Raw genomic sequence first — 7,806 nt, forward strand, 5'->3', positions numbered from 1 at the left:
TCCCCCACCGCTTCAGAAAGGTTCCCGCATGAACACCTCCGCACACAGCAGCGCGCCCCGCAACGGCGCACGCTGGTTGACGCAGGCCCTGGAAGCCGAAGGCGTGGACACGCTGTTCGGCTATCCGGGCGGCACCATCATGCCGTTCTACGACGCCCTGGTGGACTCCAGGCTCAAGCACATCCTGGTCCGCCACGAACAAGGCGCGGCGCTGGCCGCCAACGGCTACGCCCGCGCCAGCGGCAAAGTCGGCGTCTGCGTGGCCACCTCCGGCCCCGGCGCCTCCAATCTGGTCACCGGCATTGCCGATGCCATGCTCGACTCGGTGCCGATGGTCTGCATCACCGGCCAGGTCGCCACCCCGCTGCTGGGCACCGACGCGTTCCAGGAACTGGACGTGTTCGGGCTGACCCTGCCGATCGTCAAACACAGCTGGCTGGTGCGTTCGGTTGACGACCTGCCGCGCGTGGTCCGCGAAGCCTTCCGCATTGCCCGCGAAGGTCGCCCGGGTCCGGTGTTGATCGATCTGCCCAAGGATGTACAGGTAGCCGACGCCAGCCACCTGCCGGTGCACGTGCCCGATACCGTCAACCCGCCGGCCGCACCCCGCAACGAGGCGCTGGCCGATGCACTGGTGGCCATCGCGGCCGCCGAGAAACCGGTGATCTACGGCGGCGGCGGCATCGCCCTGGGCGATGCGGTCGAGGACTTCCGCACTTTCGTCGACACCACCGCCATTCCCACCGTGCTGACCCTGCGTGGCCTGGGTGCCCTGCCCGCGCAGCACCCGCATTACCTGGGCATGCTGGGCATGCACGGCACCCGCGCCGCCAACATGGCCGTGCAGGAAAGCGACCTGCTGGTGGTGGTGGGTGCGCGCTTCGATGACCGCGCCACCGGCAAGCTGGCCGAATTCGCTCCGTTCGCGCGCGTGATCCACATCGATGCCGACGCCTATGAGATCTCCAAGCTGCGCAGCGCTGACATCGCCGTCCCCGGCAACGTCGGCACCGCGCTGCGCACCCTGACCGCCGGGGTGGAAAGTGCGCCGGCTGGTCAGCAGGCCTGGCGCAAGCGCTGCGCGGCCCACCGCGAACGCTTCGCCGCCCGCTACGACGCTCCGGGCAATCACATCTATGCGCCGGCTCTGCTGAAGCGGCTGAGTGAAGTGGCCCCCTCCAACGCCATCATCGCCTGCGATGTCGGCCAGCATCAGATGTGGGTGGCGCAGCACTGCCGCTTCAATCACCCGCGCAACCACCTGACCAGCGGTGCGCTGGGCACCATGGGCTTCGGCCTGCCGGCGGCGATGGGCGCGCAGTTCGCCTGTCCGGACCGCACCGTCGTGCTGGTCTCCGGTGACGGCAGCTTCATGATGAACGTGCAGGAGCTGGCCACCATTGCGCGCTGCCGCCTGCCGGTGAAGATCGTGCTGTTGGACAACAGCTCGCTGGGCATGGTGCGGCAGTGGCAGGAGCTGTTCTTCGCCGAGCGTTACAGCGAGATCGACCTGTCCGACAACCCCGACTTTGCCGCGCTGGCCAAGGTGTTCGGCATTCCCGCCACCCGCATCGAGGCACGTGACGATGTCGAAGGCGGGCTGGCCGCGCTGCTGGCCGAGCCCGGCCCGGCGCTGCTGCACGTCGCCATCGACGCCCGCGCCAACGTCTGGCCGCTGGTACCGCCCAACAACGCCAACAGCACCATGCTGGACAGCAACCCCGCTCACCAGACCCAGGAGATCCCCAATGCAATACCGGCTTGACCTGGTGCTGGCTCCCGCCGAAGGCGCGCTGCTGCGCGTGATCGGCATGGCCGAACGTCGCGGCTTCGCGCCGCGCGCGATCGCCGGTGCGCCCAATGCCGCCGACGATGGCCGCTGGCATCTGCAGCTGGTGGTGGACGGCAGCCGTCCGCCGGAAACCCTGTGCCGGCAGATCGAGAAGATCTACGACTGTGTTTCGGTGCGGATCAGTGCGCTGGGGGAGAGCAATGCGGGCTAGTCGTGCCCCGCAGGAACCGGAAGTAGGCGACGTAAGCGTCGCCGACGTGCTGGCCGCGCAGGCGCGGCTGCGTCGGTTCCTGCCGCCCACACCGCTGCACTATGCCGAGCGGTTTGGCACCTGGCTGAAGCTGGAGAACCTGCAGCGCACCGGGTCGTACAAGGTGCGCGGCGCGTTGAACGCGCTGCTGGCCGGGCGCGAGCGCGGCGACGAGCGGCCGGTGATCTGCGCTTCGGCCGGCAACCACGCGCAGGGTGTGGCGTGGTCGGCCTATCGCCTGAACATGCCGGCCATCACCGTCATGCCGCATGGTGCGCCGGCGACCAAGATCGCCGGTGTGGCCCACTGGGGGGCCACGGTCCGCCAGCACGGCAACAGCTACGACGAGGCCTACGCCTTCGCCCGTCAGCTGGCCGAACAGAATGACTACCGTTTCCTGTCGGCCTTTGACGATGCCGACGTGATTGCCGGCCAGGGCACGCTGGGCATCGAACTGGCCCCGCATGCGCCGGACGTGGTGATCGTGCCGATCGGCGGCGGTGGCCTGGCCTCGGGCGTGGCGCTGGCGCTGAAGTCGCAGGGCGTGCGCATCGTCGGAGCCCAGGTCGAAGGCGTGGATTCCATGGCGCGCGCCATCAACGGCGACGTGCGCGAGATCGCACCCGTGGCCACTCTGGCCGACGGCGTGAAAGTGAAGATTCCCGGTTTCCTGACCCGTCGCCTGTGCAGCGCGCTGCTGGACGACGTGGTGATCGTGCGCGAGGCGGAACTGCGCGAGACTCTGGTGCGCCTGGCGCTGGAAGAGCATGTCATTGCCGAAGGCGCTGGCGCGCTGGCGTTGGCCGCCGGCCGCCGCGTGGCCGGCAAGCGCAAGTGCGCGGTGGTCTCCGGCGGCAACATCGATGCGGCCGTGCTCGCCCAGCTGCTCTGCGACGTGCGCCCGCGTGCGCCGCGCAAGCCACGACGGCGCAGCAGCGAACGTCCACGACTACCGACCGGGTCGGCCGGCCAACGACCGGCGCTACCGGCCCACGCTCCTCCCCCTTCTTCTTCCCTTCCTACCCATTCCAACACCCCCGTCGAGGAGACCTCCTGGTGACTACGCCCAACTCCCCCCGCATTCGAATTTTTGACACCACTCTGCGCGACGGCGAGCAATCTCCCGGTTGCAGCATGAGTCCGCAGCAGAAGCTGGTGATGGCCCGCGCCCTGGACGAATTGGGCGTGGACATCATCGAAACCGGCTTCCCGGCCAGTTCGCAGTCCGACCGCGACGCCATGGCCCTGATCGGCCGCGAAGTGCGCCGCCCGACCCTGGCGGTGCTGTCGCGCTGCCTGCAGGCCGACATCGAGACCTCGGCCAAGGCGCTGGAGGCCGCCGCCAACGCGCGCCTGCACGTGTTCCTGTCGACCAGCCCGCTGCATCGCGAGCACAAGCTGCGCATGACGCGTGAGCAGGTGCTGGAGTCGGTGCACCGCCATGTGAGCCTGGCGCGCAGCTATGTGGACGACGTGGAGTTCTCCGCCGAAGACGCCACCCGTACCGAGGAAGACTTCCTGATCGAGGTCGCGCGCGTGGCCGCCGCCGCCGGGGCCACCACCATCAACCTGCCCGACACGGTGGGCTTCACCACCCCGGAAGAGATCCGCGGCATGTTCCAGCGGGTCATCGCCGGCGTGCCCGACAGCGACCGCATCATCTTCAGCGCGCACTGCCACAACGACCTGGGCCTGGCCGTGGCCAATTCGCTGGCCGCCATCGAGGGCGGTGCGCGCCAGGTGGAGTGCACCATCAATGGCATCGGCGAGCGCGCCGGCAACTGCTCGCTGGAAGAGCTGGCCATGGTGCTGAAGGTACGCAACGCCTTCTATGAGGAAGACACCCGCATCAACACCCCGCGCATTGTCTCCACCTCGCAGCTGCTGCAGCGCCTGGTCGGCATGCCGGTCCAGCGCAACAAGGCGATCGTGGGGGCCAACGCGTTCGCGCACGAGTCCGGCATCCACCAGCACGGCATGCTGCGCCACCGTGGCACCTACGAGATCATGCGCCCGGAAGACGTGGGCTGGGAAAACTCGCAGATGGTGCTGGGCCGCCACAGCGGCCGCGCCGCGGTGGAAGCCCGCCTGCGCGCACTGGGCTTCTGGCTGGAGGAAGAAGAACTGAAGCTGGTGTTCGAGCAGTTCAAGGCCCTGTGCGAACAGCAGCGCGTGGTCACCGACGCCGACCTGCAGGCGCTGATGCAGGGCAGCAGCAACCAGAACGGCTACCGTCTGGCCTCGATGACCATCAGCGATGTCGGCAGCCGTGCCAACGCGCTGGTCGAACTGTCCGACCCGGACGGCAACCGCGTGGCCGAAACCGCACAGGGTGACGGCCCGGTGGACGCGCTGTTCGGCGCGCTGTCGGCCGCGACCGGCGTGCAGCTGCATCTGGACAGCTACCACGTGCACAGCGTGGGCATCGGGGCCGATGCGCGTGGCGAAGCCAACCTGAGCGTGCGCCACGAGGGCGTGGAGTACGAAGGGACCGGCACCAGTCGTGACATCATCGAGGCGTCCGCGCTGGCCTGGCTGGACGTGGCCAACCGCCTGCTGCGCCAGCGCCAGGCCACGGCTGAACAGCCCGCCGCCACCGCCGCTGCCTGACCCCTATTCCTGCAAGGCCACGCTCCAGATGAACGAGCCCATGAACCCAGCACCCCGCACCCTGTACGACAAACTGTGGGATGCCCACGTGGTTGTCCCCGAATCGGACAGCGCACCCGCCGTGCTGTACATCGACCTGCACCTGATCCACGAAGTGACCTCGCCGCAGGCCTTCACCGAACTGCGCCAGCGCGGGCTCGCGCCGCGCCGTCCGGACCGCACCAAGGCCACGATGGATCATTCCACCCCCACCCTGCCCGCGCGCAGCGACGGCAGCCTGCCCTACGCCAGTGCCGCCTCCGAGGCGCAGGTGGACACGCTGGCGCGCAATTGCGCCGAGTACGGCATTGAATTGTTCGACATGCAGTCGGCCAACCGCGGCATCGTGCATGTGATCGCCCCCGAGCAGGGCTTCACCCAGCCCGGCATGACCATCGTCTGCGGTGACAGCCACACCTCCACCCACGGTGCCTTCGGCTCGCTGGCGTTCGGCATCGGTACCAGCGAAGTCGGCCACGTGCTGGCCACGCAGTGCCTGCTGCAGCGGAAAGCGAAGACCATGGCGATCACCGTGGACGGCCCGCTGCCACGCGGTGTCGGTGCCAAGGACGTCGTGCTGCACATCATCGGCGTGATCGGCGTCAACGGCGGCACCGGCCACGTGCTGGAGTTCCGCGGCAGCACAATTGAAGCCATGGACATGGAGCAGCGCATGACCCTGTGCAACATGTCCATTGAAGCCGGCGCGCGCGCCGGCATGGTCGCCCCCGATCAGGTCACCTTCGACTGGGTGGCGGCCACTCCACGCGGCCCCAAGGGTGCGGACTTCGACGCGGCCGTCGCGGCATGGTCGCAGCTGCGCAGCGACCCGGGTGCCCGCTTTGACAGCGAAGTGCACATCGACGCCGCCGACATCCGCCCCACCCTGACCTGGGGCACCCATCCAGGAACCGCCATCGCAGTGGATCGCCCGATTCCGGCGGCCAACGATACCGCCGACCAGAAGGGTCTGGATTACATGCAGTTCCAGGCCGGCCAGACCCTGGCCGGCACGCCGGTCGACGTGGTCTTCGTCGGCTCCTGCACCAACGGCCGCCTGAGCGACATGCGCGAAGTGGCACAGGTGCTGCGCGGTCGCCGCATCGCCAGCGGTGTACGCATGCTGGTGGTACCCGGCTCGGAGATCGTCAAACGCGAAGCCGAAGCCGAAGGTATTGATGTGATCGTGCGCGAGGCCGGTGCCGAGTGGCGCGAGCCGGGCTGCTCGATGTGCATCGCCATGAACGGTGACCTGGTCGCCCCCGGCCAGCTGGCCGTCAGCACCAGCAACCGCAATTTCGAAGGTCGCCAGGGCCCGGGTTCGCGCACCCTGCTGGCCTCGCCGATGACCGCCGCCTGGGCCGCAGTGAATGGCAAGGTCGCCGACACCCGCGATCTGTTCGCACAGGAGGTGGCCTGATGAGCGGCTTCCGCACCCTGAGCTCGGCCAGCGTAGTGCTGCGCCAGACCAACATCGATACCGACCAGATCATTCCGGCGCGGTTCCTGTCCACCACCGAGCGTGCCGGTCTCGGCCGCAACGCGTTCAATGACTGGCGCTGGCAGGCCGATGGCAGCCCGGTTGCCGGGTTCCCGTTCAACCAGGCGCACAACGCTGGCCGCAGCATCCTGCTGGCCGGGCGCAACTTCGGCTGCGGTTCCTCGCGCGAGCACGCGCCGTGGGCACTGACCGACCTCGGTCTGCGCGCGATTGTCAGCAGTGAGATCGCCGACATCTTCCGCGGTAATTCGTTGAAGAACGGTCTGCTGCCGATCGTGCTGGCCGAGGCCGATGTACAGTCGCTGATGCAACGCCCCGACGATGAACTGACCATCGATGTGGCCGCACGCGAGCTGCGCACCCCCGACGGCCGGGTCTTCTCTTTCCCGCTGGACGGCTTCTCGCAGACCTGTCTGCTGGAAGGCGTGGACCAGCTGGGGTATCTGTTGGGCCGTGTCCCTGAAATCGAACGTTACGAGAGTGAGCATGCACGCTGAGATTGTTGTTCTGCCCGGTGATGGCATCGGCCCGGAAGTCGCCGCCGCCGCTGTTGCCGTTCTGAAGTCGATTGCCGAACGCTTCAACCACAGCTTCACCTTCAGCGAGCACGACATCGGCGGCATCGCCATCGACCGTCACGGCGAGCCGCTGCCGGCCAGCACCCTGGCCGCCTGCAAGGCCGCCCAGGCTGTACTGCTCGGCGCGGTGGGTGGACCGAAGTGGTCCGATCCGAATGCCAAAGTGCGCCCCGAACAAGGCCTGTTGGCCATCCGCAAGGCACTGGGCCTGTACGCCAACCTGCGCCCGGTGCGCACCCATGAAGCCGCGCTGGGCGCTTCGCCGATCAAGGCCGAGCTGCTGAAGGACGTGGACTTCGTGGTGGTGCGTGAGCTCACCGGCGGGATCTATTTCGGCGATAAGACCCGCGACGCCGACAGCGCCAGCGACCTGTGCCGCTACACCGTCACCGAGATCGAGCGCGTGCTGCGCAGCGCCTTCACCCTCGCCCGCCAGCGCCGCGGCAAGGTCACCTCGGTGGACAAGGCCAACGTGCTGGAGACTTCGCGCCTGTGGCGCGACGTCGCCGCGCGGATCGGCCGCGAAGAATTCCCCGATGTGGCGCTGGAGCACCAGCTGGTCGATTCCATGGCCATGCACCTGCTGGCCAAGCCGCGCGAGTACGACGTGATCGTGACCGAGAACATGTTCGGCGACATCCTCACCGATGAGGCGTCAATGCTGGCCGGTTCGCTGGGGCTGCTGCCGTCCGCGTCGCTGGGTGAGCCGGGCGCGGTGGGCATTTACGAGCCGATCCATGGGTCTGCGCCGGATATTGCCGGCAAGGGCATCGCCAACCCGTACGCCACCATTTTCAGTGCCGCGATGTTGCTGCGGCATTCGTTGGGGTTGGAGGCAGAGGCGGCAGCGGTGGAAGCCGCCGTGCATGCGGCGTTGGACGATGGCGTGTTCACCGCCGACCTGGCCGCGAAGGGAAATGCGGTGAGTACCGCGCAGGCCACCGAAGCGGTGTTGGCGCGGTTGCGGTAGGGACCTCCGATCACGCAAGGACCCCGGTAGCGCCGGCCGTTGGCCGGCCCACGGACTCCTTGGGCC

The 7,806-nt window shown here is 68.2% G+C and carries 7 protein-coding genes; all 7 read left to right on the forward strand.

Going from position 1 to position 7,806, the window contains the following annotated elements:
* Positions 1-28 precede the first annotated feature (28 nt).
* Genes ilvG through leuB form a run of 7 tightly spaced genes read left to right on the forward strand, consistent with a single transcriptional unit; the run spans position 29 to position 7,740 of the window.
* Positions 29-1,765, forward strand: a complete 1,737-nt coding sequence (gene ilvG / locus QMX83_RS08070) for an acetolactate synthase 2 catalytic subunit (protein WP_282296115.1) — start codon at positions 29-31, stop codon at positions 1,763-1,765.
* Complete coding sequence (locus tag QMX83_RS08075; RefSeq protein WP_282296116.1) at positions 1,749-2,003, forward strand: ACT domain-containing protein; 255 nt, start codon at positions 1,749-1,751, stop codon at positions 2,001-2,003. Before ilvG ends, QMX83_RS08075 begins: the two co-directional genes overlap by 17 nt.
* Complete coding sequence (locus QMX83_RS08080; RefSeq protein ID WP_282296117.1) at positions 1,993-3,102, forward strand: threonine dehydratase; 1,110 nt, start codon at positions 1,993-1,995, stop codon at positions 3,100-3,102. Before QMX83_RS08075 ends, QMX83_RS08080 begins: the two co-directional genes overlap by 11 nt.
* Positions 3,096-4,652, forward strand: coding sequence for a 2-isopropylmalate synthase (locus tag QMX83_RS08085; RefSeq protein WP_282296121.1), 1,557 nt, complete (start codon positions 3,096-3,098; stop codon positions 4,650-4,652). Before QMX83_RS08080 ends, QMX83_RS08085 begins: the two co-directional genes overlap by 7 nt.
* Positions 4,653-4,692: 40 nt before the next feature.
* Entirely contained in the window at positions 4,693-6,111 is a 1,419-nt protein-coding gene (gene leuC / locus QMX83_RS08090) for a 3-isopropylmalate dehydratase large subunit (protein WP_282296118.1), read from the forward strand.
* Positions 6,111-6,689, forward strand: coding sequence for a 3-isopropylmalate dehydratase small subunit (gene leuD, locus QMX83_RS08095; RefSeq protein WP_282296119.1), 579 nt, complete (start codon positions 6,111-6,113; stop codon positions 6,687-6,689). Before leuC ends, leuD begins: the two co-directional genes overlap by 1 nt.
* Positions 6,679-7,740, forward strand: coding sequence for a 3-isopropylmalate dehydrogenase (gene leuB / locus QMX83_RS08100; RefSeq protein ID WP_282296120.1), 1,062 nt, complete (start codon positions 6,679-6,681; stop codon positions 7,738-7,740). The genes leuD and leuB overlap by 11 nt, the downstream gene beginning before the upstream one ends.
* The last annotated feature ends 66 nt before the right edge of the window (positions 7,741-7,806 follow it).

Source organism: Stenotrophomonas sp. PS02289 (genome assembly GCF_029960115.1).
Classification (GTDB): domain Bacteria; phylum Pseudomonadota; class Gammaproteobacteria; order Xanthomonadales; family Xanthomonadaceae; genus Stenotrophomonas.

Bases quoted from the DNA above. Each gene is read 5' to 3' on its own strand.
- QMX83_RS08080 (WP_282296117.1), top strand. From the start codon at position 1,993: ATGCGGGCTAGTCGTGCCCCGCAGGAACCGGAAGTAGGCGACGTAAGC.
- QMX83_RS08075 (WP_282296116.1), top strand. From the start codon at position 1,749: ATGCAATACCGGCTTGACCTGGTGCTGGCTCCCGCCGAAGGCGCGCTG.
- leuC (WP_282296118.1), top strand. From the start codon at position 4,693: ATGAACCCAGCACCCCGCACCCTGTACGACAAACTGTGGGATGCCCAC.
- leuB (WP_282296120.1), top strand. From the start codon at position 6,679: ATGCACGCTGAGATTGTTGTTCTGCCCGGTGATGGCATCGGCCCGGAA.
- ilvG (WP_282296115.1), top strand. From the start codon at position 29: ATGAACACCTCCGCACACAGCAGCGCGCCCCGCAACGGCGCACGCTGG.
- leuD (WP_282296119.1), top strand. From the start codon at position 6,111: ATGAGCGGCTTCCGCACCCTGAGCTCGGCCAGCGTAGTGCTGCGCCAG.